Here is a 24,366-nt window from a genome sequence, read left to right as displayed (position 1 = left end):
GGGGTGGGGTTCAGGGTGTCCGGCGGCGCGGGCGGCGGAGCACCAGCAGCAGGGAGCCGACCACCAGTACGGCGTCCACGGCGAGCAGCGCCATGTTGAACGGGCCCTCGAAACCGTGGTCGTGCGCCGCCGGGGACGACTCGTTCTGGGCGGCCGGGGCGCTGGCGGGCGGCCCTACGCTGAAGGCGGTCACGCCGGAGACCTCACCGCCGCCGGTCAGGGTGAGGCGGTAGGTGGTCAGATAGGTGCCTGGGCCGGTGATCCGGACGGGGGCCACCACCCGGCGTCCTTCCACCCGGGCCGGGCCCCGGTTGACCTCCGGGCCGCCCTCGGCGGCCACCCGCAGGAAGACCGACTCGATCCCCTTCTCGCCGCCGAAGGTGAGCACCACCTCGCCGGGCGCCGCCGCGACCGCCGTGCCGTCGGCGGGGGCCGCCACGGAAAGCCGGACGGGCTCCGCCGAGCTCAGCCAGGCCAGCGAGAGCAGCACCAGGACCAGCAGGCCGAGCCCGGCGCCCATCCGGAACTGGAAGGCCCGCACCGGTCCGCGCGACCGGGGCGGGCCCTCCGGAACGACGGTCACGCGTCAGCCAGTTGGCGTTCGACCGACTGGCAGCTGCAGCTGGACTCGGCCGCCTCAGCGGCGCTCGGCCGCAGGTGCAGGTACATCGCGATCACCATCGGCAGGAACACCACGGTGTTGTAGAACAGGTGCAACTCCACACGGGGGAAAACGAGTTGGAGCACGCTGGTGGGCACCGCCTTGCCGAACAGGAAGTGCCCGCTCTGCGCCTGGACGAAGAGCAGCAGGTGCTCGATGTGGTGCCAGAACTGGATCACCAGCGCCGTGGTCCACCAGGTCCGGCCCCGGCCGACGAAGCCCCGGCGCAGCGTGAACAGGCCGATCAGCATGATCACCGCGTAGCCGTAGTGCATCCACTCGGAGGTGACCAGCCAGGGGTAGGCGAGACCGAGCATGCCCTTCGACTTGGGCACCGGCCAGCCGAGCATCCAGATCTGGTACGCCTGGGTGAGGTGTTCGGCCCAGTGCGCGAGGACGATGAACAGGAAGACGTTGAGGGAGGCCCGGTGGTGCGGCCCGTTCAACTGGTCCAGAAGTCCTCTGGGGCGTACGGCAACGGCTGGCTTGAGCAGCTCGGTCATGGGACCTCCGGTACGGCGATGCGAGGGGGCACCCGCTTCTGGGGCACCATGCTGCCCAGGTCGGACCACCCGAAACTTCTTCCAGAGTGCGCAGATGTCCCCAGGCTCCGGCCCTTGACAGCACGAAGGTCCGTACCCGGAGGGGTACGGACCTTCGGTGTCGGAGCGGACGTCAGGAGGACTCGGCCAGCCGGTCCCGTACGGCCGCCAACTCACTTGCCTCCTCGGCCAGTCCGGCCTGCTCGCAGCGCTGGATGCCGTCCGCCAGGCGCGCCCTGGCCGCGTCCGTGCGCCCGAGCGTGCGCCCCTCGATCAGGGCGGCCAGCCGGACCGCCTCGGCTCGCGCCGAGGCGCCTTCGGCGCCGCCCTCCTGGTAGGCGGCGATCGCCAGTTCGGCTGCGGCGAGGGCCGGTTCGCCCTGATCGGCCATCGCGTTCACCCGGGCCCGCTCGTAGTGCAGGGCGGCGTCCAGCTGCCAGAACGGCAGCTCCTCGCCGTCCTGCCCGGCCTGCTCGCGCACCCGCTCGGCCTCGGCCAGCCGCTCCAGCGCGGCGGGCAGCCCGTCCTGGCCCTGGGCCGCCACCGTGAGCCGGGCGAACTCGCGCAGCACGGCCAGGACCTGTTCGGTCCTCGGTGCCGTCCGGTGGGAGGCGAGGGTGCGCTCCAGGGCGGTGCCCGCGGCCTCCCAGAGACCGGCCTCCGCCAGGGCGACGGTCGCCTCCCCGGCGACCATGGTGTGGGTGTCCTGGTCCTCCCAGCCGGCCACCGCGTCGGCCAGACCGAGGTACTCCTCGGCCGCCGCGCGGTGCTCGCCCAGCGTGAACAGCCCACGGGCCAGGTCGAGTCGCACCTGTGCTCGCAGCCGCTCGTCCAGGTCAGCGACGTCGGACGCGAGCAGCACCGACTCCAGGACGGCGACCGCGTCGGGCAGTCGCCCGCTCTCCCGCAGTGCCTCGGCCAGCTGCAGCCGGACCTGGGCGGCCTCCGTGCCGTCCTCGGCCCGGTCGAACCTGGCGGCGGCCTCGGAGAGCGCTCGGATCGCGCCGCCGGTATCACCGAGATGCTTGCACGCGTGCCCGAGCAGCGCGTACGTCGGCCCGTACGGGAAGGAGGTCTCGCCCCAGCGGGCCGCCTCGGAGAGCGCCCGGTGCAGCAGCGGGACGCCGTCGCCGGGCTCGCCGCGCAGGAAGCCGAGCTGAGCCAGCTGGACCAGTACCCGGGGTGCCAGCCAGGGGAGTTCGGCCTCCTCAATGAGGTCCTTGGCCGTCCGTAGCTCGGTCTCGGCGGAGTCGGTCAGCCCCTGCCGGGCGTGCGCGTCGGCGACGTACTGGTGCGAGGTAGCCACCCGGCGGCTGTTGCCGTGGGCGGCGCTCTCCCGGCGGTAGCGGGCCATGACGGCGTCGAACCGTCGGGTCAGCTCCGGTGCCGGATCGGGCAGGGCCGAGGTCAACTCGCGGTGCACCGCCAGGGCGTGGCACTGGAGTACGGTCAGGTGGCCCTCGGCCGGGGCCTCCGGGTCGGCGGCCCGCAGTTCCTCGCTCTCGGCGAGCACGGCGTCCAGGGCGGTCCAGTCGGCGGCCCAGCCGTCCTGCTCCAGGCCCAGCACCAGCAGCCGGGCCCGTACGGCCAGCTCCTGGTCCGGTTGCCCGGCCGCCTCGAACCGGGCCCGTGCCCTGGTGATCTCGTCCCGTGCGAGCTCGAGGTCGTCCTGCTCGGTGGCGTCGAAGGCCCGTTGCAGCGCGACCTCTGCCAACAGGCAGTCCAGCGAGCCGATTTCGGGGTCCTCGGTGTGGACGTACCCCTCGGCGCCGATCAGTTCGCCGACCCGGTGCCACAGCACGTCGCTATCGGGGTGCCCGGTGGTACGCAGCGCGCGGGCCCGCAGCACCAGGCCCCGGAGGTCCTCGGGGAGCGGTTCCACCGGCGGGCGGTCGGCCGGGGCGACCGGTGCCGCCGCCTGCACTGCGGCGGCCCTGACCCCGAGGGCGAGCGGTTCGGCCAGTAGCGGCCGCTGGGCCAGCCGCCGCCGACGCCGGGCGCCGACCGCGTCGGTGCCGTTGCGGGCATCGAAGCGGTCCGCCAACTCGCTCGCCTCGGACCGGACGTGGGCCAGCAGCGTGCCGACCGTCCAGTTCCTCCCGGGCGGTCCGCTGACGTCCAGCTCCCGGTGCCCGCGGTCGGCCAGCCCGGCGGTCAGCAGCTCGACCCCGACCAGGAACTCCAGCCGGGCCAACGGGTCGCCGTGGCCGTCGAACAGGTCGCGGTTCTCGGCCAGGATCTCCAGACCGCGGGCCTCGTTGCCGGACAGCGCGCAGAACTCCAGGTGCAGGCCGATCTGTTCGGCCGTGCTGGACTTGCCCCGGGCGAACCGGTAGCCGACCAGGTGGCTGGAGACCGCCTCCTCGGTCCTGCCCTGCCGCAGCAGCGGCAGCAGGGCGTGCGCGTGGCTGGTGTACGGCTCCTCGGCGCAGGTGCGGTGGCCGTCGAAGACCGGCTGCCAGACCTCCAGCGCCCGGGCGTCGTCCCCGCCGTGCGCGTGGTGGATCGCCTGCGCCCTGATCTCGCAGGCCGGGCAGTCGCTGAACGAGGTCCGGCCCCGCCCGGCCCACAGCTCGAAGTCCTCGGGGCGGTCCTCCCCGAGGTGCGCCGCGAGGTGGAACCGCTGGGCGTAGTACGGCTGGAGCGCGTGCCCGGCGGCCCGGTAGCGGTCGCGCATCTCGGTGTGCCAGCGCCGGACGGCCGCCAACGGAACGTCGGGAACGCTCAGCAGGGCGGCGGCCACCCACTTGAACCGCCAGAAGACCTGCCGGGTGGCCCACTCGCCGAACTCCTCCGGGTCCTTGTCCCAGAGCTGCAGGATCCGGGCGAAGACCACCGGCGACTTGCGCTGCTCGCCGTCGTACTCGTATGCCTCCATCAGGTCGAGCAGGGCGGCGATCAGCAGCGAGGTGTCGTCGAACTGCTCCGCCGCCGCGACGAGTTCCTCGGCGGTGACTGTGCGGGGCCGTCCGTACGGCTGGCCGTCGTTGGCCCGCAGGGCCTCCAGTACGGCGTCCTGTGTGTCCAGCATCACGACTCCTCCTGCGGTGCGGTCGCCTCGTGGCCGAGCATGGCGTGGTCGAGCAGGCTGATGAACGACCGGTTGAGCAGCGCGCTCTCGCTGGCCCGCAGCGGGCGGCGGGTGAGCAGCACGGCCTGTCCGTACAGGGCCTCGACGGCCGTCACCACCAGATCCCGGTGGCCGATCGAGGCGGCCCGGCGGACCAGCGGGTTGAGGTGGTTCAGCACCAGCTGGGCGCGCGGCACCTCGGCCCGCAGCGAGCCGAGGATGTCGGCCCACAACCCGTCGGCATCGTCCGCCAGTTGGGCCCGGGTGCGTTCGTGCCTGGCCTCCCGGTTGTCCAGTAGCAGGGCGGGGGCGCTGGCCGGGTGGAAGCTGCGGAGCGCGACGTCGCAGTCGAACCGGCCGACCACCTCGCGGGCGATCGCCAGGAAGCCGGCCGCGGCCAGTTCGGCCTCCGGCGCGACGGTGTCCAGGTGCGCGGTCACCGTGCCGGGGTCGAGGTCGGCCACCGAGCTGCCGGGCCGGATCTCCGGGAGCCGGTGCACCAGGTCACGGTCGTAGGTGTACCCGCCGTTGACCACGCCGAGCCCGGCCGCACCCGCGATCGGGGCGACCTGGCGGAACTCCTCGACGGTACGGGCCACCAGGATCACCGGGTGGGTCCGGGCGAACTCGTCCAGCGTGACGTTGCCGTCGGTGGTCTCGAACGGGAGCCAGGGCAGCAGCATCCGGAGCAGCTCGTCATCGTGCCTGGCAAGGGACTTGACGGCCAGGTGGTGCACGCTGATGAAGCGGTGCAGCAGGGCCGGGTCGCTGGCGGACAGGCCGGTCAGCCAGTCCCTGATCCGGGCGCCGAGCGCGTCCCGGACGGCGGCCAGCGTCTCGTCCGCGTACAGGCCCTCGCGGGAGGCGGTCGGCCGCAGGCTGTCGGCGTCCACCACGCAGCGGACGAAGAAGGCCCAGTCCGGCAGGAGTTCGTCGGCCTGGTCGGAGACCAGCATGCCCTTGAGGTGCACCCGGTGGCCGGCCCGGCGGGACGGCGGCACGGCGTCGGGCAGCACGTACGCGGCGCCGCGCAGGCCGACCAGCGGGAGGTCGAGCTCGATGGTGTCCAGCGGGGTGAAGTCGAAGGTCGAGCGGCAGTAGGCGGTCAGCGCATCGCGGCGGGCCACCGGGGAGCCGTGCTTGGCGGCCCAGGGCGCGGTCACGTTGACCGTGGTGGCGGCGCCCCGGCCGTCGACGACGGTGACCTGACGGCGCAGCAGGCTCCCGTAGTGCCGGGCGAGTTCGACCACCTTGTCGGCCCTGGTCCACTCGGCGGCGTCGGCGCGCGGGACCAGGGTGACGGTGGTGCCGGGCTCGGCCTTCGCCGAGGCCGGCAGGGTGGTGATGGTGTACCGGCCGTCCGAGCTGCCGCGCCACTCGATCACCGGGGCGTCCGGTGCGGCGGCGGACCGGGTGACCACGGTGATCTCGTCGGCCACCACGAAGCAGGCCAGCAGACCGATGCCGAACTGACCGATGAAGTCCCCGCGCGCGGAGGCCAGCCCGGCCCCGTCCAGCCGCCCGTCGGCGTCCCGCTTGGAGCTGCGGCCGATGGTGGCCAGGAAGGTGTGCACGTCGGCCTCGGTGAGGCCGACCCCGGTGTCGGTGACCGACAGCCTGCCGTCGGCGACCACGGTGATGGTGGCGGGCGAGGCCGGGTCGAGCGCCTGGCGGGCGGAGATCGCGTCCACCGCGTTCTGCAGGAGCTCGCGCAGGTAGACCCGGGGGCTGGAGTAGAGGTGGTGCGAGAGAAGGTCCACCAGGCCGCGCAGGTCCACCTGGAAGGTGTGGGCGGCCGTGGGGCTTTCGGAAGAGGACACCGGTACGGGCTCTTTCGGTCGGTGCGGGTGGGTCAGGGAGGCGGACGGCGGGGCTACTTCGCGCAGCGGTCCCGGAGCGCGGTGAACGACGCGGCGGGGTCGTCGCCGTTCAGGTACTGCCAGGGCGAGCTGGTGACCGTGCCGTCGATGGCCTCGAACAGCTGCCGGGCGGTCCACTTCTCGCCCACCAGGGCGAACACCATGGCGAAGGTGTTGAACGCGGACTTCCAGCCCGCCGACCGCACGTAGTCGGGGTGCATGATCGAGCGCCCGAGCGCCTCGTGCAGCTCCGCCAGCACGTCCGGGCTGGTCAGGTAGGCGTGGTCGGTGCCGGACGGCAGGTCGAGCCAGTGCTCCAGGTGACCGAGCGCGACCAGCTCGCCGAGCGGGCTGCCGGGCGGCGCGGCCAGCATCGAGCTGCGGGCGAACTCGTGCATCTGCCGGTGCGAGCCGCCCCACTTGGCGCAGAGCTGCTGGAGCCGCTGCTTGTGCGAGCCCAAGTGTCCGGGGTGACGTCGGAGCGCCGCCTCGAAGCGGATCCGGCCCGCCTCCTTGTCCAGCGACGCGCCCCGGCCGCTGATCTGCAGGAAGTACCAGGGCGCGAGCCACTCCGGCTCGCGTTCGGCCACCTCGAACAGCTGCTGCTCGGCCAGCTCCAGGCGCTGCCCGAACACCTTCCACTGCTCCTCGGAGACATGCTGCGCCCGGGCCCTGGTCCTGGCCTCCCAGGCCCACGCCACCTGCCGGGCGCCGGAGAGCAGCAGCGGCAGCGCCGAGTCGGGTTCGCCGGCCACCGCCTCGGGGATCCACTCCTCGACCCCGCCGACCTCCGACACGCCCGCCAGCATCCAGGTCAGCTCGGACTGGTCCTGGATCGCGGTGAGGCCCGCGCGCAGGCCCGGCCAGTCGCCGGCCCCGGCCTGGCGGATCATCAGCGCCAGGGTCTCGTTGTCGCAGGCGGGATCGACCGCGGGCGGCACGCTCCGGTCGCGCGACCTCCACCGGAAGAACGTCATGGTACGGCCCTCTCACCTTTGTTCGCGGACTCCGCAGGCAGCCCGAGGGACCATCCTGGATAGGGAGTACCTATCGCCCCGAGCGCTGTGTGTTCAACGGATTATCACTGGTCGAACTGACGGCTGGTCCGGCGGGAGCCGAGCCCGCCGGGGCCAGCGGAACGATTGGTGCCGGTACGTCCCGGATCGGACGTACCGGCAGGTGAGCACGGGTCAGGCAGGGTCAGTCGCCCACCACCTCAGGGGTACCCGGGGTCAGCCAGTGCAGCCGGTCCGCCAGCCCGGCCTCGGCGAACCGGGCGTCGATCTCCGCCCGGCCCTCGGTGAAGTGCTCCCAGGAGGCATAGTGGAGGGGGACGACCCGCCGAGCCCCGAGCGAGCGCGTCAGGGCGGCGCCCTGGGCTCCGTCCATGGTGACCAGTTCGTCGCTGAAGGCCGCCACCCGGGCCGCGCCCAGGTGCAGCACGGCGGTACCGATCGAGAAGCGGCGGCCGATCTCGTCCAGCTCGGGGAAGTGGACCGTGTCGCCCGAGACGTAGACGGCCTCCTGCTCGCCCGGCACCTCGATGACGTAGCCGGTCACGTCGCCCACCGGGCCGTGCTGGCAGGGGGTGCCGGTGATCCGCAGGGTGTGCTCACCGACCGTCAGGGTGCGGGTCTCCCACGGGGAGAGGCCGACGGCCCGGCCGCCCAGTCGGCCCGCGCCGCTGACCGTGGTGAACACGGGATGGTCCGCCAGCAGGGTGCGGCCGGTGACATCCAGGTTGTCCGGGTGCTCGTCGTGGCTGAGCAACACGGCGTCGAACGGCGGAAGTTCGCTCGCTGCCAGGGCGGGCCCGGCGGTGCTCCGCAGGACGACGGGGCCGCGCCGGTACTCCGCCGGGGCGGCGTCGAAGGCCGGGTCGGTGAGCAGGCGCAGGCCAGCGATCTCCAGCAGGGCGGTCGCGGTGCCGATGTGCGTGACGGTGATCTTCAAGGCTGGTTCTCCTCGGGTGCGGGCGTGCTGGGTTGACCGGCGTCGCCGGGGTGTGGCGTCGGCGGCTAGGTGGAGGATCAGGGGGTCTAGCGGGCGGCAGGGAAGCGGCGGCGGTACTCGCCGGGGCTGGTGCCGAGGCGGTCGCGGAAGACGCGGTGCAGGGTCTCGACCGAGCCGAATCCGGAGCGGCGGCTCACCTCCTCCAGCAGGTGGTCCGACCGCTCCAGCAGCCGGCGCGCCGCCTCCAGCCGGGTCCGCTCGACGAACGCACCCGGGGTCGTACCGGTCTCGGTCTGGAACACCCGCGCGAAGTGCCGTTCGCTCAAACCGAGTCGGGACGCCAGCGCGGGCACCGACAGGTCGGCGTCGGGGTGCTCGCCGATCCACCGGCGCAGCTCGCCGACATCCTCCCGGGTGCCGGCCTGCTGGGACAGCGGGACACTGAACTGGCTCTGACTTCCCGGACGTTGGAGGTACATCACCATGATCCGGGCAACCTCGAGGGCGAGGTCGTTGCCGTGGTCCTCCGCCACCAGGGCCAGGGCCAGGTCGAGCGAGGCGGTCATTCCCGCGCTGCTCCACATCCGGCCCGAGCGGACGAAGATGGGGTCCGCCTCGACCTCGACCTCCGGGTGGTCGGCGGCCAGACGTTCGGCGGTGGCCCAGTGGGTGGCGGCGCGGTGGCCGTCGAGCAGCCCGGCGGCGGCCGTCAGGTGCGCGCCCGCGCAGGCGGAGGCCACCCGTCCGACCTCGGGCCCGACCTCACGGAGCCAGGCCGCCACCGCCTCGTCCACCCGGGGCACCGGACCGTCCGGGCCGACGTCGACCCGCCCCGGCACCAGCAGGGTGTCGGGCCGCTCCGGCCGTTCCCGGAACGACTCCCCGGCGTACAGCGGGACCCCGGAGGAGGTCGCCACCGGCCCGGGTCGCTCGGCGACCACGCGCACCTGGTACCCGGGCCGCCCGGCCGGCAGCAGCTGGCCGGCCAGCGTGAACACCTCGGCCGGTCCGGTCACGTCCAGGGCGTTGACGCCGGCGAAGACCGGGATCACGACCAGGTGTGCCAAGGCGGCTGAGGAGTTCATGGCCACAGCCTCTCCCGATGGTGCGCCGTCCGCAATGACCTGTTCCTGCAAGATCCTGCCATCGGCCGCAGGACCGCTTTCACCTGCGGTTTCGCGGGTTCGGCGGTCGGGGATGAGGGCGGGCTCGGATATTCTGGACGGATGAGCGAGAACCTGCCCGCGTGCCCGAAGTGCTCCGGCGAGTACACCTACGAGATGGACGCCCTGATGGTCTGTCCGGAGTGTGGCCACGAGTGGGCCCCGGACGGGGACGGTGCGGGCCCGGCCGAGCGGGTGGTGAAGGACGCGGTCGGCAACGTGCTCTCCGACGGCGACACGGTGACCGTGGTCAAGGCGCTCAAGGTCAAGGGCAGCCCGTCGGGGATCAAGGCGGGCACCAAGGTCCGCAACATCCGGCTGGTCGACGGGGTGGACGGCCACGACATCGACTGCAAGGTGGACGGCTTCGGTCCGATGCAGCTGAAGTCGAGCGTGGTGAAGAAAGCCTGACGAGCGGTCGGTGTCCCTCGCGGACCGGCCCGGCAGGGGGAGTCGGCGCCGCTGCTAGCATCCGCCCAGGTCGAACGATCGAACAGCGGGATCGGCGAGGGCAGGGCGGGCACGGATGAATCACGGCATGGAGCCGGAGCAGACGGCCGGGCAGGCGGCGGAGCAGGACGCCGTCCAGCTGACGGACGAGCAGCGCGCGGCGAAGGCGGCGCAGGGCCGCAGGCTCCTGCTCGGCATATCCGGGGGCGTCTGTCTCCTGGTCTTCGCCCTGGCCGGCGGGATGCTCCTGACGGGCTCTCACGGGGCCGCCCCGGCGGTGCCGGCTACGTCGCCGTCCGCCCCGGCCGGTGCTCCGTCCGCCGAACCGGCGTCGCCGACGCCGTCGGCGGAGTCTCCGGCACCGGCGACTCCCTCGGCCGATTCGCCCTCCCCGACACCGGCCCAGACCTCGCCGGCCCCGCCCACGCCTGCCAAGGCGGTGTCGGCGAAGCCGTCGGCCACCCGGCCGCCCCAGCCGACCCCGCCGCCGCGACCGGAGCCGACCCTGCCGGTACGGCCCGCCACCTGTCCGCCGGGCCAGTACCCGGTCTGGTCGGGCTGCGTCACCCTGCCGGCCCCGGTCACCACCTTCCCGCTGCCGCCGTTGCCTCCGCAGCCGACCTTTACCCCGTCCTGACCGTTGTGGGGGGCGCGATCCCGTTCAAGGGCCCGCTGCCGCCGCCGGTTTGAGAGCACGTGCGGCTCCGGGCCACCACCCTGCACGCCGGACGGCGTTCTATGATCGCAGCATGATCAAGGGCGTGATGTTCGACTTCTCCGGGACCCTGCTGCGCATCGAGTCGACCGAGGAGTGGCTCGCGGCGATCCTGGCCGAGACCGGTACGTCGCTGGGTGACGAGGAGTTCGCGGAGTGGGCGCGGCGCCTGACGGAGTGGGGGGCGCTGCCGGGCGGCGCGGCTCCGCTGCACCTGCCCGCGCACCTCGAAGGGCTCTGGCACGACCGGGACTTGAGCGCCGATCAGCACCGCGCCGCCTACCTCGGGCTGCTCCGGGAGGCCGGTCTGCCCACGGCGGATCTGGAGCAGGCGCTCTACGACCGCCACCGGACGCCCGCCGCCTGGCGACCGTACCCGGACGTGGAGCCGACGCTGCGCGAACTGCGGCGCAGGGGCGTCCCGGTTGCCGTGGTCAGCAACATCGGCTGGGACCTGCGGCCGGTCTTCCGCGCCCACGGTCTGGACGAGCTGGTCGACGCCTACCTGCTCTCCTTCGAGCTGGGCGTCCAGAAGCCCGACCCGGTGATCTTCCGGGCGGCCTGCGAGGCACTCGGCCTGGCTCCGGCGGACGTCCTGATGGTCGGCGACGACCGTACGGCGGACGGTGGTGCGGCGGCCCTGGGCTGCCCGGTGCACTTCGTCGACCACCTGCCGGTCGAGCAGCGCCCGTCCGGTCTCGCGCCGGTTCTGGAGCTGCTCGGGTAGTACCGCGCTAGTGAGGGTGCCCGGCCGCGTCGGTGTCGAGGGTCTGGGTGTTGAACTTGATCTGCCAGACGACCACTTGGCCGTCGGGGCGCTCGCAGAGCACCGCGCCGTCCTGCCAGATGCCGTCGGTGAGGTACCACTGGGTGTTCGGCGGGTCGCCCTGGTTGAGGTGGACGTCGTGGACACCGAGGCCGGTGGTGAAGCTCTGGCCGAACACGTAGATGCGGGCGGCGGCTTCGAGCTGCGGGACCAGGACGTCCAGGGCGTTGTCGCCGTCGCTGGCGATCCATGGGAAGAACCGCAGGTGCGGGTGGACCCAGTCGAGTCCGTCGATGCCGGTGATCCGGTGGCGCAGTCCCTGGACGAATCCGGCCAGGGTGTCGGCCAGATCGGGGTTGAACATCGGGCTGCCCGGCGGGTGCGGGGCGATCACGCGGTGGGCCAGGCCGGTCGCGGCGGCGAGCCACTCGAACCAGAGACGGTTGCGCAGCAGCGGGCTGCGGACGTAGTCGAGGGCGCCGGAGCCGGGGGTGGGGAGGAGCGGGTGGAAGCCGTCCGGCCGGACCCGGAGGGCCGCGATGTCGGCACCGCGCAGGTCGTCCACCAACCGGTAGCTGACCCCCACGCTGCCGGGAGCGTCCACGTCCAGCGCGGACTGGTACACGCCGACGGGGGTCTGCAGGAAGAGATGGCCGTGGTACCACTGGCCGAAGTCGTGGATCGGGTCGCGGGAGAAGTCGTGCAGGGTACCGATCGCGACCCCGTAGTTCGGAAGAGCCATACCTCCACTCTCCGCTCCCCCCGGCCGAGGCGCAGCCGACGGCCGCAGAGGTCGAGGTGAGGGTGGCGCGGAGGCGGCCGTCAGGCCGGAAAGCTCCCGTCCGGCCCGACGGTAATCATGCGGGACGCCCCGGCCGGGGTTGCCTCCCCGCGTTGTCGGTCCTGGGGGATACGGTGCTCGCTTCGATGCTTCCGGTGGCGGATCGGTGGTGCGGCTGAGCGGCGGAGGGCGTCGGGCATGGGGAGCGGGCGCAGGCTGGGGCGGCGGTTCGGGTGGCTCTGGAAGGCGTACGGGACCAGCGCGCTCGGCACCTGGCTGGCGTTCGGCGCCTTCCCGCTGATCGCGATCCAGGAGCTGCACTCGGGCCCGGTCGAGGTCGCCGCGCTCGCCTCCGTCGGGGCTGCGGTGGGCGCGGCCGCCGCTGTGCCGCTCGGCCCGTGGCTGGAGTTCCGCCGCAAGCGGCCGGTGCTGATCGCGGCGGACCTGGTGCGGTTCGCGGCGCTGCTGACGATCCCCGCCGCGTTCGCGTTCGGTCTGCTCACCTTCCTGCAGCTCCTGCTGGTGTCGGTCGTCGTCTCGGCGGCCGACATCACCTTCCGGGCAGCCTCCGGCGCCTACCTGAAGACGCTGTTGCCGGCCGGGGACCTGCTCGTCGCCAACGCCCGGTTCGAGTCCACGGCCTGGACGACCACGGTCGTCGGCCCGCCGCTGGGCGGTGTGATGATCGCCCTCCTCGGCCCGGTGGCCACGGTGGCGGCCGACGCGGCCAGCTACCTGCTCTCCGCCCTGGGCCTCTGCGCGATCGGCGGAGGTGAGCCGCAGTCCGAGCGCGGGGAGACCACCCGCCTGCGGGCCGGTGACCTGCTGGACGGTTGGCGGTACATCCTCGCCGACCCGGCGCTGCGGCCGCTGTTCTTCAACACCGCCCTGTTCAACGGCCTGGTGATGGCCTCCGGGCCGCTGCTGGCCGTCCTGATGCTCGGCCCGCTCGGCTTCGCCCCCTGGCAGTACGGCCTGGCCTTCGCCGCCCCGGCGATCGGCGGACTGCTCGGGTCGCGGTTGGCCGGGCCACTGGTCACCCGCTTCGGGCAGCACCAGGTGCTGGTGACGAGCGGGGTGCTGCGCGCGGTCTGGCCGGTCGGCCTGGCCTTCGTTGGTCCCGGTACCGGCGGGCTGCTGCTGGTGATCGGCGTCGAACTCGGCCTGATCTTCTGCTGCGGGGTCTTCAACCCCGTCCAGGCCACCCACCGCCTGGAGCGCACGGCGACCGACCGGGTCACCCGTACCCTCTCCGCCTGGGCGGTGACCACCAAGGCCTCGACCGCGCTCCTGACGGCCCTCTGGGGCGTGCTCGGAGGACTGCTCGGCCCGCGCACGGCCATCGGCCTGGCCGGGGTGCTTCTGCTGGCGACCCCCCTGCTGCTCCTGCGCCGCGCGGCAGCGCTCAGAATAGCGCCGACCCACTGACGGAGCTTCTTCGAGAATGCCCGGCGGGAGGGCGGTTCTTTCAAATTGCGCAGTTCCGGCCGGGTTGTCCTACGGGCCTTGTCGGCCGATCCGGCCGATCCGTAGCATGGGCGATTCCCGATGAAAGGCAGCAGGCCAGTGCAACCTTTCCGAATAGACATTCCCAAGGCCGACATCGACGATCTGCACCGGCGGCTGGAGAACACCAGATGGCCCGAGGAAGTGGCGGGTTCGGGCTGGTCGCGCGGTGTTCCGGTCGAATACCTCAAGGACCTGGCCGAGTACTGGCGCCTCGGTTTCGACTGGCGGGCGATCGAATCCAGGATCAACGAACTCCCGCAGTTCACCACGGAGATCGACGGGGCGAACGTCCACTTCCTGCACGTCAGGTCGCCCGAGCCGGACGCCAGGCCGCTGCTGGTCACGCACGGCTGGCCGAGCACGTTCGTCGAGTTCCTGGACGTGGTCGGTCCGCTGACCGATCCGCGGGCGCACGGTGGTGATCCCGCCGACGCGTTCCACCTGGTGATCCCGACCATTCCGGGCTTCGGCTTCTCCGGCCCCGTCCGCGAGGCCGGCTGGGACCACCACCGGGTGGCGCGGGCGTGGAAGGAGCTGATGGCCCGACTGGGCTACGAACGGTACGTGGTGCAGGGCGGCGACTGGGGAATGATGGTGTCGCTGGAGCTGTGCCTGGCCGACGCCGAACACGTGGCGGGCGTCCACGTGAACTCCCTGGTGACCTTCCCGCCGCAGGACCAGGCCGAGTTGGCCGCTCTCGACGAGGCGGAGATGCAGCGGCTGGGCAAGCTGATGCACTTCGACCTGGAGCTGTCGGCGCACCTGAAGCTCCTCGCCACGCGTCCGCAGACGGTGGCGTACGGCCTCACCGACTCACCGGTCGGCCAGCTCGCGTGGATCATGGAGAAGTACCGTGAGTGGACCGACTCGGAGCGGGTGCCCGAGGACGCGATCGACCGCGACCTGATGCTGGCGAACGTCACCGTCTTCTGGCTGACCGCGACGGCCGCCTCCTCGGCGCAGCTGTACTACGAGTCGCTGGACCGCACCAACCCCAACATCGCCGCCCGTCTGGGAGGTCCGTGGGAGCTGACCATGCCGGCGGGCGTCGCGGTGTTCCCGCACGACGCGGCCCTCCCGCTGCGCCGGTTCGCCGACCGGGTACTGCCGACCATCACGCACTGGTCGGAGTTCGACCGTGGCGGCCACTTCCCCGCGATGGAGGAGCCGGACCTGTACGTGGCGGACGTCCGGGCGTTCGCCCGCTCGCTCGGGAAGGACTGAACTGCCATACGCAGGAGGGGTGTTCGGGTCGCCGACCCGAACACCCCTCCTGCTGTCGCGCGGGCTCAGAGCAGATGGGTGTTGGGCTCCAGCCCGCACAGGACGCGCCCGTACAGCTCCAGGTTGGTGTTCGGGTGCAGGACACCGTGCAGGCTGATGGTCTGGACGTCCCGTTCGATGCGCTGCATCGGGTGGTCCGAGTAGATGGACGACCCGCCGCTGGCGGTGTTGAGGACGTCCACCGCCTCCTTGGCCCGCCGGGTGGACGCGCCCATCTCCATCCGGGCCAGGGCGCGCTCCTCGATGGACCAGTCCTCGCCGTTGCGGACCTTGCGGTCCACCCGCTCGGCCGCGCGGAGCACGTGGAACTCGGCCTCGTCGATCTTCATCGCCGCCTCGGCCACCTGACGGTGGGTCAGCGGGGCCTCGGCCTGGCGTTCGTACGTGGTGTAGGTGATCTTGCGGTTCGGCAGCCGCTCGAAGAAGACCTCCTGCGCGGCCCTGGCCATGCCCAGCGGCACGGCGGCGGCACCGGCGGCCGTGATCGGCGAGAACGGCGCCCGCCACATCGGGGACCCGGCGTTCAGCTCGGAGCGGTGCTGGTTCTGCAGCACCAGCGGGAGCATCGGCAGGATGCGCGCCTCGGGGACGAACAGGTCCTGCACGGTGGTCGTCACGCTGCCCGTGCCGCGCAGGCCCACGGTGTGCCAGTCGTCGACGACCGTCATGTCCGAGGTCGGTACGGCGATCAGCACCGGGGAGAAGCCGCCGTCCGCACCGGCCAGCACGGCCGAGTGGATGAACCACTGGCTGTGCAGCACGCCGGTGCTGAACGGCCACCTGCCGGTGAGGCCGGCACCGCCCTCGGCCGGCACGGCGACGCCGTTCGGGCTGACGCTGCTGCCGATGCGGACGTCCGGGTCGGCGAAGATCTCGTCCTGCACCTCGTCCGGGAACAGCCCGGCCAGCCAGGAGCTGATGGTCATCGTGCTGACGGTCCACCCGATGGAGCCGTCGCCGCGCGCGAGCTCGGAGATCACCTCGCAGACCGTCCGCACGTCCGACTCGTAGCCGCCGTAGCGGACCGGGACCCGCATCTTCATCAGGCCCGCGTCGGTGACCGCCTGGAGGACCTCCTCGTGCAGAGTCCGGTTCTCCTCCTGCCAGGCGGCGTGTTTCCGGATCAGAGGGACCAGCTCAGTGGCCCGACGGACGAGTTCGGCGGCCGCCGGTGCCTCGATGATCGCCATCTGTGCTCCTCGTTGCGATGACGGAACAGGAAAGTGCGGTAGTCGTCACCAGTCTGGTGGAAGGCGGCATTCGAACGCTTCTCTCACATTGCCGAGTTCTAGTTCGCCGAAATTCCTGTGAATGCCTGACAAATTTCCGGGGCGGCTGAATTCAGCCCGGGGATTTCTGCTGCTCCCTGCGGGCCGCGCCGATTCCGGCGGCGACCACCAGCACCGTTCCGCCGGCCTGGACGGCGGTCGGGGACTGGGAGATGAGGATGATTCCGGCCAGCAGGCTGATCGCCGGTTCGAGGCCGACCAGGGTGCCGTAGGTGGTCTTGCCGATTCGCTGGAGAGCCGTCATCTCCAGCAGGAAGGGCAGCAGCGGCATGAGCACCGCGATGCCCGCCGCCGCGGCGACCACGCCCCAGTCGAAGCCGGCGGCGACGGCGGGCGCGCCGAACGGGGCGCTCACCACGGCGGCGACCGTGAGCGAGAGGGCCAGGCCGTGCCGGGCGCTGAACCGGCTGCCGACGTGGGCGGTGCCGATCACGTACAGCGCCCAGCAGGCCGCCGAGGCCAGCCCGAACAGGATGCCGGTGCCGCTGACCGTGCCCGTCCAGGGGGAGGTGAGCAGCAGGACGCCGACTGCGGCGAGCGCGAGCCAGCCGAGTTCAGCACGGCGCCTGGAGGCGGCGACGGCGACGGCGAGCGGGCCGAGGAACTCGAGCGCGGTGGCGGTGCCGAGCGGTACCCGCGCGGTCGCCTCCGAGAACAGCAGCATCAGCGCCGCACTGACGGCGCCGAGCAGCGCGGTGGCGACCAGGTCACGCCGGGAGGCGGCACGCAGCGCGGGGACGAGCGAACGGCCGGTGCAGGCGAGCAGGATCACCGCGGCGAACGCGATCCGCAGCCAGGTGGTGCCCGCCGGGCCGATGGAGTCGAAGAGTTCGGTGGCGAGGGCGCTGCCGGTGTGCAGGACGGCCATCGCGGCCAGGACGAGCACCGCGCCCGGCACGCGCCGTGGGGCGTCCGTCCGGGGCGTCCGGCGGTCGGGTTCGATCGAGGTTGATGCGGTCACCCGCTCATTGGATCTCGCGGCCGTCGTTTCCGTCCACGGTCCATGGGTGGACCAACCGTCCACCATCAGTGGACAGTGTCCTCATGGAACCGACCGGTCGGCTGCCCGACCTCACCCGCCTGCGGCTGCTGGTCGAGTTGGACCGGCTCGGCACCATGGCGGCGGTGGCCGACCACACCGGATACGGGACCTCGGCGATCTCCAAGCACCTGGCGGTCCTGGAGCAGGAGGTCGGCGTGCCGCTGCTCCGGCCGGTCGGCCGCCGGGTGCGGCTGACGGCCGCCGGTGCGCGGCTGGTGGAGCGGGCGGTGGGGATCCTGGCGGCGGTGGAGGAGGCGACGGCGGAGCTGCGCGGAGGCGCGGAGCCGGCCGGGCGGGTGCGGCTGGCCAGCTTCTACACGGCGGTGGAGCCGGTGGTGCTGCCGATGGCGTCCCGGCTGCGGCGGCTCCACCCGGGGGTCGAGGTCGAGATGTCGGAGCACGAGCCGGAGGGGACCGTGGAGCTGCTCAGGTCCGGCGAGATCGATCTCGGGGTGGTGTACGACTACAGCCTGGTGCCGCAACCCTGGCCACCGGAGCTGAGCGCCCGGAGGTTCGAGGTGCAGCCGCTGTACCTCGCCGTCCCGGCCGACCATCCGGACGCGGGGCGGCCGGTCGCGCTAGCGGAGCTGACCGCCTTCGCCGAGAGCGGCTGGATCACCAACTCCCGTGGCACGGACGACGACGAGCTGGTGCACCGGGTGTGTGCGATGGCCGGTTTCGTCCCCCGGATCCCGCACCGGATGGACAGCCTGCACCTGGTCAACAGTCTGGTCGGAACGGGCCTGGGGGTGGCGCTGCTGGCGGAGTCCGGCATCGAGCGCGACCGTACGGACGTGGCGTTCCGCCGCCTCGACCCGCTGGCCGGCACCCGCCGCAGCTTCCTGCTGGCCCGCGCCGGGCAGTGGACCTGGCCCCCGATCGCCGCCGTCGCCGCCCTGATCCGGGCCCCAGGGCCGGGGAACGCCTGACGGCCGTCAGAACGGGCTGCCTCCCTGTTTCGCCGGAAACGCCCTGGGGCAGGCGCGGGTGAGTGGTCGGGGCGGTCGGCAGGATGCCCCGGGTCCGGGCGAGAGACGGCCGGGAGGTGTGTGCCGTGATGCCGGAGGAAGTTTTTGTCCCCGTCGACGGGGACGTGCTGTCCGGTGACCTGGCGGTGCCGTCGGACCGGGGGGTGGTGGTGTTCGCGCACGGCAGCGGCAGCTCACGGCACAGCCCGCGTAACCGGGCGGTGGCCGCCGTCCTGCGGCAGGCAGGGCTCGGCACCCTGCTGCTGGACCTGCTGACCGGCCGCGAGGAGCAGCGGGACCTCGTGACGGCCGAGCACCGCTTCGACATCGGACTGCTCTCGGCCCGGCTGATCGCCGCCGTCGACTGGCTCGCCGCCCGGCCGGAGACCGGCGGGCTGCCGGTGGGCCTCTTCGGTGCGAGCACCGGAGCGGCGGCGGCCCTGCGGGCTGCGGCGGAGCGGCCGGTGGAGGCGGTCGTTTCGCGCGGCGGCCGGCCCGACCTGGCCGGAGCCGACGCCCTCCGCCGGGTCCGGGCGCCGGTGCTGCTGATCGTCGGCGGCCACGATCCCGAGGTGCTGCCGTTCGTCGACGCGCGGGCGACGGAGGCCGCGATGCGCGAGGTGCTGGCCAACGGGCTCCCGCGCCTGGACCAGTTCATCACCGGTCGGACCCCGGCCGATCCGGAGGAGGAACACGCCTGGTCGGTCTCCTTCTACCGACTGGAGGACCCGGCCGGACGGATGATCGGCCTGGCCACCACGGCCGTGGACATCACCGAGCAGCACCGGGCGGCCACCGCCGCCGCCCGCGCCCGCCGCCGCCTGGCGATGATCGCGGACGCCTCCGTACGCATCGGTACCACCCTGGACCTCGACGTCACCGCGCGGGAGCTGGCCGGAGCCGTGGTGCCGGAGCTCGCCGACGTCGCCGCCGTCGACGTGCTGGACCGGGCCCTGACGGCCACTCAGCCCGCCGAGGACGACGGCGTCGCGGGGATGAGCTTCCGTGCGCTGGCCGTGAAGACTGCCTACGACTCCCCGGCGGCGGTGGCCGCCGACCCGGTCGGGGAGACCGCGCGCTAGGAGGCCGGACGGTTGGTCGCCCGCTGCGTGCGTACCGCCCGTCCGGTGCTGGTGGCGCGGGTGCGCGAGGACGACTTCGCCCGGATCGCCCGCGACGACCGGGCGGCGGCAGTGCTCAGGACGGCGGGCGTGCACTCCTACCTCGCCGTACCGCTGATCGCCCGCGGCGAGGTGCTGGGCGCCCTCGACCTGAAACGGACCCGCGACCGGCAGCCGTTCGACGCCGATGACGTGGTGCTGGCGACCGAACTCGCCGCCCGGGCCGCGCTCTGCATCGACAACGCGCGCTGGTACCAGCGCCAGCGACACGCCGCCCTCGCCCTGCAACGCCACCTGCTGCCGCACGCCCCGGCGCCGCCGTCCGGCCTGGAGATCGCCTACCGCTACCAACCCGCCGCCGGTGACGGCCAGACCGGCGGGGACTGGTTCGACGTCATCCCGGTCGTCGGCGACCGGACCGCGCTGGTCGTCGGTGACGTCATGGGCAGCGGGATCAACGCCGCCGCCACCATGGGCCAACTCCGCACCGCTGCTCGCACGTTGGGGCGCCTCGGGCTGGATCCCGCCACCGTCCTGGACCATCTGGACCACGCCGCCGCCGATCTGGAGGACACGATGACGACCTGCGTGTACGCCCTCTACGACCCGGCCCTGCACTCCTGCCGGATCGCCACGGCAGGCCATCCGCCGCCGGTGCTCGTACGCCCCGGCCGCCCGGCCGAACTCGTCGACGTCACGGCCGGTGCCCCGCTGGGTGTCGGCGCCGGCATCCCCTTCCCGACCGTCGACCTGCGACTGGACGTCAACGACGAACTGGTCCTCTACACCGACGGGTTGGTGGAACGCCGCGACCAGGACATCTACACCCGCCTGGAAGCCCTCACCGATCTGCTCAGCCACCCCCGGCGATCCCTCGAGGAAGACCTGCGACCTGCTGTTGGGAGCGCTGCGCCCCGCCGACGGCCGGGACGACGTGGCCCTGCTGATCGCCCGGGTACGTCCCGCCGACCGCGAGGAGTGAACCGACGGGTCTGCTGGTGTCCGTGGGTCAGGTCCTCCTGGAGGTGGACGGGGAGCAGCGGGGGCCGTACGTAACGGTCCGCCTGCGGCTCGGGCCCGGGGATCGGGCTCCTCCTGACGGTGCGCCAGGTCGCCGCCACCGGCACGCCGGGGTCGGCTGGTTCGATCGGATGTGCTGGAGAAGTTCGCCGCTTCGATGAGGAGTTCGGCTTCCTGCCCGTACGGGTGACTGGCTATGCACGCAAATCACCCGACTGTGCCGGAAGGGGCACTCTTCCTACGGTCGGGTGGACGTCACCCGGACGGTTCCGGCCCCTGACGGGAGATCGGCATGCAGCTGTTCTCACTCCTCCTGTCGGCGCTGCTGCCGCTGGTGGCGGTGCTGGTGCCGCCGGGCGAGCGGCCCGCCGTCGTCGACACCCGGATCGCCTTCTCCGACGGTTTCGACCGGTTGAGCGTTGGTGCGGGCGGCACCTGGGGCTGGCGGAGCACGGCGTACCGCGACGGCTGCACGGACAACCCGCAGGACTACAAGCTCGACCACCTCACCCCGGAGGCGCTGAGGTCCGAGGGCGGCGCCCTGGTGATCACCGCGCGGCCGGGGGACGCGGGGCGGTGGAACACCGGACTCCTGACCACCGGCGACTCCTGCGGCTCCGGCGGCAGCGGTGCCCAGGTGAGGACCGGCGACTTCCTGCTGACCCGGGTCCGGCTCCCGCAGGCCGGCACGGGCGCCTGGCCCGCGCTGTGGACCTGGCGGGACGGCCGCAACGAGCTGGACGTGTTCGAGTGGCACGCCGACCGGCCGCACACCCTGGAGTTCGTCAACCACGTGCGCGGCGGTGAGGGTACGTACAGCTCCTTCGACGTGGCACCCGGCGAGTGGACGTACGTCGGCATCCGGTTCGGTGAGTCCAGCACCACCTGGTACGTCGGGAGCGACCGCGACCGGCTGACCGAGGCGTTCGACGACGGTGCGGGAGTGGGGAGGGACTTCTCGGCCTATCTGGTCCTCAGCCTGTCGGTCAGCAGCGGGCGGTACCACCGTGCTCCGCAGCAGGCGGAGCCCGCCGAACTCGCCGTGGACGAGATCACCGTCTATCGCGGGACGCCACCCGGGGTGCCGCCGCAGCGGTAGTCCCCCGACGGACGCGCCCGCCGGGGGACCGGTGCCGGGCCGTCAGCCGGCGTTGACCGAGAAGGAGTTGGTGTTGAAGTTCAGGCCGCCGGCGGCGGAGGTGATCTCGTAACCGAACTGGACGTTGCCCAGGGTGATGTCGCCGATCCAGCCCTTGGAGTTCTTCATCCAGTTGAGGAGGGAGAGGATGTTCACGGTGCCGGAGTTGGTGTTGGAGCTGCGGACGAAGGAGAAGACGGCGTTGGCGCCGTTGGTCCCGCGGTAGACCGTCCAGGTGTGCCCGTCGAGGCTGAGCGTGCCCTGCGCGGTGCCGAGCGGACCGACCGGGCCGGTCTTGTTGACCCAGAGCATGATCTCGTTGGCGTTGCCCGAGTCCCAGATGTCGTACGCGGTCTCGTACGCGCCGGAGGACGGCACGCTCACGTTGAAGCTGGAGCTGACCGAGGACAGGGCGCTGAGCCTCTTGCCGACCCACTTGGTCGCGTTGGGGTACGACTTGATCCCACCGGTGTTCGGGTGGTCGGCCCAGACACCCCAGTTGGAGGGGGAGTTGGCCCAGATGGTCTGGTGGCCTGCTCCGCTGCCCCAGATGTTGTTGTAGAGCGTGTAGCCGCCGTTGCTCCAGCTGGCGTACTGGTCGCTGCTGTACCAGGTCGCCGCGTACGCGGGCTGGGCGACGAGGCCGAGGCCGGCGGTGAGGGCGGCGACCGTGCCGAGAAGGAGGGCGCGGCGCTTGGGGGAGCGCTGGTTCATGGGGGGTGCCTTCCGTGGGGGTCGAGTGCAACCCGCCGGCGACCCGCGCGGTGGTGACGAGCCGTCGCTACCCGGCTCGCGGTCCACGATAGGAGCGGCTCCGAGACGCGGGCAACGGGTCGGTGCGGTCCGCTTCCGGCCAGGTGGGAGCCGTTTCGAGGGGTCCGGGCGGTGGAACTCCGCATACGGCCCGAAGGGCATGTCGGGCACCGCCACCCGCCGCCCCGGCCCGAGTGGGCGGGCCGGAGCGGCGGGTGGCCGCGGTCAGGCCCGCGCGTCGCCGGGCCGCAGGCCCGGGGCGTCGGCGGCGGCGCGCCGGAGGACGGCGGTGTTCGCGGTGACGGTGCCGGCCTCGACCCCGTGGGCCGCGGTGACCTGGACGCTGCGCTCACCCAGGAAGGCGTACGAGGTGCGGTCGAAGATGATCTCGTCGCGGACGCCACTGGCGGGGTTGGTGCGGGCGATGGCGAGGCCGGTGCGCCCGGCGGCGTCGGTGGCACCGTCCACCAGGACGACGCCCGGGATGCGGGCCGCGGCCTGGTACAGCGCGGCGGCGAGCTGGCCGGGGACGGCCTGTTCGCGGACCAGGTCGGCGATGGTGACGAACGCCTCCTGGTCGGGTCCGGTGCCCGCGCCCTTCGTCTCGGTGTAGATCTTCCGCAGCAGGACCTCCGGGTCGGTGGGCAGGGTGCGCAGGTAGTCGTAGGAGGGGCTGTTCAGGTAGGCGCCGGTGCCCGCTTCGAGTGCCCGGCCCCCCTTCGGGGCCTTGCCCTCCTCGGTGAGCCAGCCGGTGCGGCCGTCGGCGGAGTGCCACACCTGGCGCTGGTGGGGCTTGTCGACCCAGGACTTCGACGTGCCGGTGTCGGCGTCGATGGTGCTCGCCAGGTTCGAGACGGTGCTCTCGACGTAGACGTACTGGCCCGGGCGCAGGACCAGGTCGGGTGCGGCCTGGGCGGCCGAGGAGATCCGCTCCACCGCGCCGGCCAGGGCCGCGGTGTCGCCGACCGTGACCTGGACGACGGGCGCCGCGATGCGCTCGCCCCGCGCGGGGGTGCCGTCCGAGCCGCCGAGTGTGGTGGCCGCGACGGTGGCGGCCAGGGCGAAGGCCGCCAGGGTGGTGGGCACGGCGATCAGCAGCCGGCGGCGGCTGCCGGACCCGGGGCGGACGGGCACCGTGGTGGTCTCGGCGGTGCGGGTTGTCTCGGGTGTGCGGGTGATCTCGCTCATCAGGAACTCCTCGATCTGGTGCTGCCGCCCGTGTGGGACGGCAACCGCTCCGGCCGCGGGCAGCAGGTGCCACAGCTCCGCTGGGTCGAGCGGCTGCTGCCGCTCCGGGGTGCTGGTCATCCGGTCCACTCCTTGTCCGACCGGGCCGGAACCATCCGGCCACCCTGTACTTGTCCGACCGCCCGCAGGGGTTCCGGATGATCTCTCGCGGCCCGCCGGAGTTCCTTCTCGGCCAGCGCGCGCAGCCGGGTCCGGGCCCTGGAGAGCCGGGACCGTACGGTGCCGACCGGGATGCCGAGCGCCGCGGCGGCCTCGGGGTAGCTGAGACCGGCCCATACGCAGAGCGCGAACACCTCGCGCTCGCCCCGCCGGAGTCGCTCCAACGCCGTTCTGGCGGCAAGAAGTTGTTCGTGGTCGGCGAGGCGGCCGACCAGCTCGTCGGCGAAGTCCGGGGACGGTTCGGGAGGTGGCATGCGGGCCAGGGCGGCCGCATGCCGGCGGGCGGCCCTGGCCCGGTTGCGGAGCACGTTGACGGTGATGCCCATCAGCCAGGGACGGGGTGTGCTGCCCTCGTCGCGGAGTTTCTCCCGGAGGCGCCAGGCCTCCAGGAAGACCACCGCCATGACGTCCTCGGCTCCGGCCCGGTCCCCGCTCACCCGGGCCGCGTGCTGGAGGACGGCCCCTGAGTGCTCCTGGAACAACTGCCGGAAGGCGGCGGGGTCGCCGGCTCTGATCCGTTGGTGCATCGAAAAGTCCACGCCTCTGGTTGTCCGGTGGGACCGGATCAGTTCCCGTGATCTGCGTCACAGGTGAGGGTGTCGGGAAATGTGACGGCGCGTGAACTTTGGCGCGAGGTTTCGTGGTTCTTATTCGATATGACTACTATCCCAACCGTCAACGTTCGGACAAGGTCGGTCTCCCGGGGCCACCGCCGTCTCCAAGGAGAATGCCCTGCGCGCGCGTGCGACTCGGCGGATCGCCCCAACGAAGCAGGGGTCGGCGGCCGAGCCGTCGCCCCCCTCGGCCGCCCGACGGGGTGGCCGGACCGGCCGCCGCCGGTCCCGGCTGTCACTGCGGTCCGCGCTGCTGATCCT

At 72.6% G+C, this 24,366-nt stretch carries 22 protein-coding genes; 8 read left to right on the top strand and 14 right to left on the bottom strand.

The window, feature by feature from the left end; all coding sequences use genetic code 11:
- Nucleotides 1-10 precede the first annotated feature (10 nt).
- The 7 genes from ACKUU6_RS03440 to ACKUU6_RS03410 all read right to left on the bottom strand — a co-directional run bounded on the left by ACKUU6_RS03440 (nucleotide 11) and on the right by ACKUU6_RS03410 (nucleotide 9,170).
- A complete protein-coding gene (locus tag ACKUU6_RS03440; protein ID WP_407986928.1) occupies nucleotides 11-583 on the bottom strand; it encodes a copper resistance protein CopC in 573 nt (190 codons plus the stop codon).
- The gene (locus ACKUU6_RS03435) at nucleotides 580-1,164 is read right to left on the bottom strand and encodes a hypothetical protein (RefSeq protein ID WP_407986927.1); all 585 of its coding nucleotides are present in this window, start codon (nucleotides 1,162-1,164) and stop codon (nucleotides 580-582) included. The genes ACKUU6_RS03440 and ACKUU6_RS03435 overlap by 4 nt, the downstream gene beginning before the upstream one ends.
- Nucleotides 1,165-1,336: 172 nt before the next feature.
- A complete protein-coding gene (locus ACKUU6_RS03430; protein WP_407986926.1) occupies nucleotides 1,337-4,234 on the bottom strand; it encodes a hypothetical protein in 2,898 nt (965 codons plus the stop codon).
- Entirely contained in the window at nucleotides 4,234-6,093 is a 1,860-nt protein-coding gene (locus ACKUU6_RS03425; RefSeq protein ID WP_407986925.1) for an HSP90 family protein, read from the bottom strand. The genes ACKUU6_RS03430 and ACKUU6_RS03425 overlap by 1 nt, the downstream gene beginning before the upstream one ends.
- Before the next feature lie 53 nt (nucleotides 6,094-6,146).
- Nucleotides 6,147-7,109 carry a hypothetical protein gene (locus tag ACKUU6_RS03420; RefSeq protein ID WP_407986924.1) on the bottom strand — a complete coding sequence of 321 codons (963 nt, stop codon included), beginning with the start codon at nucleotides 7,107-7,109 and terminating at the stop codon, nucleotides 6,147-6,149.
- Nucleotides 7,110-7,332: 223 nt separating this feature from the next.
- Nucleotides 7,333-8,085: an MBL fold metallo-hydrolase gene (locus tag ACKUU6_RS03415; protein WP_407986923.1), complete on the bottom strand. Its 753-nt coding sequence runs from the start codon at nucleotides 8,083-8,085 to the stop codon at nucleotides 7,333-7,335.
- A gap of 86 nt (nucleotides 8,086-8,171) precedes the next feature.
- Nucleotides 8,172-9,170 carry a GlxA family transcriptional regulator gene (locus tag ACKUU6_RS03410; protein WP_407986922.1) on the bottom strand — a complete coding sequence of 333 codons (999 nt, stop codon included), beginning with the start codon at nucleotides 9,168-9,170 and terminating at the stop codon, nucleotides 8,172-8,174.
- A gap of 141 nt (nucleotides 9,171-9,311) precedes the next feature.
- On the opposite strand from ACKUU6_RS03410, the gene ACKUU6_RS03405 reads away from it, so the two are divergent.
- Complete coding sequence (locus ACKUU6_RS03405) at nucleotides 9,312-9,659, top strand: zinc ribbon domain-containing protein YjdM (RefSeq protein WP_407986921.1); 348 nt, start codon at nucleotides 9,312-9,314, stop codon at nucleotides 9,657-9,659.
- A gap of 297 nt (nucleotides 9,660-9,956) precedes the next feature.
- Here ACKUU6_RS03405 and ACKUU6_RS03400 read toward each other — a convergent pair whose 3' ends face one another.
- A complete protein-coding gene (locus ACKUU6_RS03400; RefSeq protein WP_407986920.1) occupies nucleotides 9,957-10,265 on the bottom strand; it encodes a hypothetical protein in 309 nt (102 codons plus the stop codon).
- Nucleotides 10,266-10,447: 182 nt separating this feature from the next.
- On the opposite strand from ACKUU6_RS03400, the gene ACKUU6_RS03395 reads away from it, so the two are divergent.
- Nucleotides 10,448-11,140, top strand: coding sequence for an HAD family hydrolase (locus tag ACKUU6_RS03395; protein WP_407986919.1), 693 nt, complete (start codon nucleotides 10,448-10,450; stop codon nucleotides 11,138-11,140).
- 7 nt (nucleotides 11,141-11,147) lie between these two features.
- On the opposite strand, the gene ACKUU6_RS03390 is transcribed toward ACKUU6_RS03395, so the two are convergent.
- Entirely contained in the window at nucleotides 11,148-11,921 is a 774-nt protein-coding gene (locus ACKUU6_RS03390; protein WP_407986918.1) for a DUF2278 family protein, read from the bottom strand.
- Nucleotides 11,922-12,158: 237 nt separating this feature from the next.
- Here ACKUU6_RS03390 and ACKUU6_RS03385 point away from each other — a divergent pair, with 237 nt between their 5' ends.
- Together ACKUU6_RS03385 and ACKUU6_RS03380 are read left to right on the top strand one after the other, a co-directional pair.
- Nucleotides 12,159-13,388, top strand: coding sequence for an MFS transporter (locus tag ACKUU6_RS03385; RefSeq protein WP_407986917.1), 1,230 nt, complete (start codon nucleotides 12,159-12,161; stop codon nucleotides 13,386-13,388).
- Between the two features lie 138 nt (nucleotides 13,389-13,526).
- Complete coding sequence (locus ACKUU6_RS03380; RefSeq protein WP_407986916.1) at nucleotides 13,527-14,693, top strand: epoxide hydrolase family protein; 1,167 nt, start codon at nucleotides 13,527-13,529, stop codon at nucleotides 14,691-14,693.
- A gap of 65 nt (nucleotides 14,694-14,758) precedes the next feature.
- On the opposite strand, the gene ACKUU6_RS03375 is transcribed toward ACKUU6_RS03380, so the two are convergent.
- The gene (locus ACKUU6_RS03375) at nucleotides 14,759-15,943 is read right to left on the bottom strand and encodes an acyl-CoA dehydrogenase family protein (RefSeq protein ID WP_407986915.1); all 1,185 of its coding nucleotides are present in this window, start codon (nucleotides 15,941-15,943) and stop codon (nucleotides 14,759-14,761) included.
- A 151-nt stretch (nucleotides 15,944-16,094) separates the two neighbouring features.
- Nucleotides 16,095-17,003 (bottom strand): EamA family transporter, encoded by a 909-nt coding sequence (locus tag ACKUU6_RS03370; protein ID WP_407986914.1) that lies wholly within the window; start codon nucleotides 17,001-17,003, stop codon nucleotides 16,095-16,097.
- Nucleotides 17,004-17,086: 83 nt separating this feature from the next.
- Between ACKUU6_RS03370 and ACKUU6_RS03365 the strand changes: the two genes are divergently transcribed.
- The 4 genes from ACKUU6_RS03365 (at nucleotide 17,087) to ACKUU6_RS03350 (ending at nucleotide 21,292) form a co-directional block, all read left to right on the top strand.
- Complete coding sequence (locus tag ACKUU6_RS03365) at nucleotides 17,087-18,013, top strand: LysR family transcriptional regulator (protein WP_407986913.1); 927 nt, start codon at nucleotides 17,087-17,089, stop codon at nucleotides 18,011-18,013.
- A gap of 128 nt (nucleotides 18,014-18,141) precedes the next feature.
- On the top strand, nucleotides 18,142-19,134 hold the full coding sequence (locus ACKUU6_RS03360) for a PAS domain-containing protein (RefSeq protein WP_407986912.1): 993 nt from the start codon (nucleotides 18,142-18,144) through the stop codon (nucleotides 19,132-19,134).
- Nucleotides 19,135-19,161: 27 nt separating this feature from the next.
- Nucleotides 19,162-20,229, top strand: a complete 1,068-nt coding sequence (locus ACKUU6_RS03355) for a PP2C family protein-serine/threonine phosphatase (RefSeq protein WP_407986911.1) — start codon at nucleotides 19,162-19,164, stop codon at nucleotides 20,227-20,229.
- 256 nt (nucleotides 20,230-20,485) lie between these two features.
- Nucleotides 20,486-21,292 carry a beta-glucanase gene (locus tag ACKUU6_RS03350; RefSeq protein WP_407986910.1) on the top strand — a complete coding sequence of 269 codons (807 nt, stop codon included), beginning with the start codon at nucleotides 20,486-20,488 and terminating at the stop codon, nucleotides 21,290-21,292.
- 42 nt (nucleotides 21,293-21,334) lie between these two features.
- Here ACKUU6_RS03350 and ACKUU6_RS03345 read toward each other — a convergent pair whose 3' ends face one another.
- The 3 genes from ACKUU6_RS03345 to ACKUU6_RS03335 all read right to left on the bottom strand — a co-directional run bounded on the left by ACKUU6_RS03345 (nucleotide 21,335) and on the right by ACKUU6_RS03335 (nucleotide 24,030).
- Nucleotides 21,335-22,045: a GH12 family glycosyl hydrolase domain-containing protein gene (locus tag ACKUU6_RS03345; protein WP_407986909.1), complete on the bottom strand. Its 711-nt coding sequence runs from the start codon at nucleotides 22,043-22,045 to the stop codon at nucleotides 21,335-21,337.
- Nucleotides 22,046-22,309: 264 nt separating this feature from the next.
- A complete protein-coding gene (locus ACKUU6_RS03340; protein ID WP_407986908.1) occupies nucleotides 22,310-23,392 on the bottom strand; it encodes a CU044_5270 family protein in 1,083 nt (360 codons plus the stop codon).
- Entirely contained in the window at nucleotides 23,389-24,030 is a 642-nt protein-coding gene (locus tag ACKUU6_RS03335; protein ID WP_407986907.1) for an RNA polymerase sigma factor, read from the bottom strand. The genes ACKUU6_RS03340 and ACKUU6_RS03335 overlap by 4 nt, the downstream gene beginning before the upstream one ends.
- Nucleotides 24,031-24,366: the final 336 nt, after the last annotated feature.

The organism is Kitasatospora sp. CMC57 (genome assembly GCF_045866025.2).
Classification (GTDB): Bacteria; Actinomycetota; Actinomycetes; order Streptomycetales; family Streptomycetaceae; genus Kitasatospora.
Note: the sequence above shows the minus strand (reverse complement) of the source record. Positions and strands in the feature narration are given on the sequence as shown.